This is a genomic window from Streptomyces sp. NPDC046881 (assembly GCF_040645015.1).
Classification (GTDB): domain Bacteria; phylum Actinomycetota; class Actinomycetes; order Streptomycetales; family Streptomycetaceae; genus Streptomyces.
Window position 1 is genome coordinate 1 of sequence record NZ_JBEYXJ010000092.1, and the last position, 2,300, is coordinate 2,300.

1 protein-coding gene is annotated in these 2,300 nt (G+C 75.0%); it reads right to left on the bottom strand.

Features of this window, described 5'->3' with window-relative positions; genetic code table 11:
- Positions 1-102 precede the first annotated feature (102 nt).
- Positions 103-2,300: AAA family ATPase (locus tag ABZ923_RS31615; protein ID WP_361478478.1), on the bottom strand; the 2,198-nt coding region annotated here is incomplete at its 5' end.

The following is a 2,300-nucleotide window of genomic DNA, read 5'->3' on the forward strand; positions in this document are numbered from 1 at the left end:
AGTAGCGCTTGGTGAAGTACAGGGTCTGGTTGCCGTTGGTGGCGTACGCCGGGTCGTAGTAGATCAGACCGTCGTTCCAGCCCTCGTCGTTACGGCGCGGCCCTACTGCTGGGGCGGGGCCTGCGGGGGCTGCTGGCCCGACTGTGGCTGCGGCTGCGGCTGACCGGGCTGGGGCTGACCGGGCTGCGGCTGGGGCTGACCGGGCTGCGGATAGCCCGGCTGCTGCGCGTCCGGATACGGCTGCTGCGGCGGGTACGGCTGCTGCGCCGGGGCGTACGGCTGGCCGGGGGCCTGCGGATACGGCTGCTGGCCGGGCGCCTGCTGGTACGGCTGACCAGGGGCCTGCGGATACGGCTGGCCGGGCGCCTGCGGGTACGGCTGTCCCGGCGTCTGCGGATAGGGCTGTCCCGGCGCCTGCGGATACGGCTGACCGGGCGTCTGGGGATACGGCTGACCGGAGCCGTACGGCTGACCCGGCGTCGCCTGGCCCGGCATCGGCGGGGCGGCCACCGGCGGCGGGTTGCCGTCACTCGTCCACAGCCCGTGCGCCTGCTGGTGGCGGGTGAAGTCCTCGGCGATCATCGCGGCGAGGTTGAAGTACGCCTCGCGGGTCTTCGGCCGCATCATGTCGAGGTCGACCTCCGCACCGGCGGCCAGATGCTCGTCGAAGGGCACGACGACCACCCCGCGGGTCCGGGTCTCGAAGTGCGCCACGATGTCCTCGACCTTGATCATCTTGCCGGTCTCGCGCACCCCGGAGATCACGGTCAGCGACCGCGACACCAGGTCGGCGTACCCGTGCGCGGACAGCCAGTCCAGCGTCGTACTGGCGCTGCTCGCGCCGTCCACGGACGGCGTGGAGATGATGATGAGCTGGTCGGCGAGGTCCAGCACCCCGCGCATGGCGCTGTACAGCAGGCCGGTGCCGGAGTCGGTCAGGATGACCGGGTACTGCCGGCCGAGCACGTCGATCGCGCGCCGGTAGTCCTCGTCGTTGAACGTGGTCGAGACGGCCGGGTCCACGTCGTTGGCGATGATCTCCAGACCGGAGGGGGCCTGGGAGGTGAACCGCCGGATGTCCATGTAGGAGTTGAGGTACGGGATGGCCTGGACGAGGTCACGGATGGTCGCCCCGGTCTCCCGGCGCACCCGTCGCCCGAGCGTGCCGGCGTCCGGGTTGGCGTCGATGGCGAGGATCTTGTCCTGCCGCTCGGTGGCGAGGGTGGAGCCGAGCGCGGTGGTGGTCGTGGTCTTGCCGACACCGCCCTTGAGGCTGATGACCGCGATCCGGTAGCAGGACAGCACCGGCGTACGGATCAGCTCCAGCTTGCGCTGCCGCTCGGCCTCCTCCTTCTTGCCGCCGAGCTTGAACCGGCCGCCCGCCGCCGCGGGCCGCCCGCTCTTCGCCTTCTGCTTCTTGTTGTTGAGCAGCCGGTCCGAGGACAGCTCCACGGCAGCGGTGTAACCGAGGGGCGCGGCACCGGGATTGGTCGGCTGCCGCTGGTCGTGCTGCACGGGCTGCGGCCAGGCGGCACCGGAGCGGGGGTCGACCGGGGGCTGCGGCGCCTGCGGAGCGTCCGGGGCGGCGGAGCCGGGGGTCTGCGGGAAGCCGTAACCACCGGGCTGGACCTGCGCGTCGGGAGCCCCCGGCTGGGGGAAGCCGTAACCGCCGGGCGGGGTGGGTGAGTTGGGGGCCGGCTGCGGGGCGGTTGCCTGCGGGAAGCCGTAACCGCCCGGCTGCGCCGGAGGGTTGGGCGTGCCGGGCTGTGCCGGGGGAGTGGGCGCGCCGGGCTGGGGGAAGCCGTAACCGCTCGGCGGGGTGGGTGAGTTGGGCGCCGGCTGCGGGGCGGGCGCGCCGGGCTGGTTCGGCTGGTGGGGAGCCGGGTGGGGCTGGTGCGGGGCCTGGTGGGGCTGGTGCCACCCGGCGGGTGCGGGCTGCGGGGCCTGCGGCTGGAACGGCGGCTGCTGGCCGGGTACGCCGGCCGGGCCCTGCGCGGCCGCCGGCTGCGGCTGCTCACCGGGCATCGGCCCGGGCTGCTGCGGGGCGGCCGGCTGCGGCCCGGGCTGCACGGGCCACTGGGCCGCGGGAGCCGGAGCGGCCGGCTGGTACGACGGCGGCAGCGGGGGCATCCCGTTCTGCGGCGCGGGCGGCGGAGTCCAACCGGGCTGGGGGGCCGGGGGAGCGGGCGGCACGGCGGCCCCGGGCTGGGGCGCGCCGGACCCGTGGGCGCCGGGCGGCGGGAAGCCGTAGCCACCGGGCTGCCGGGCCGTGTCGCCGGTGGCGCTGCCGGCCGGGACGC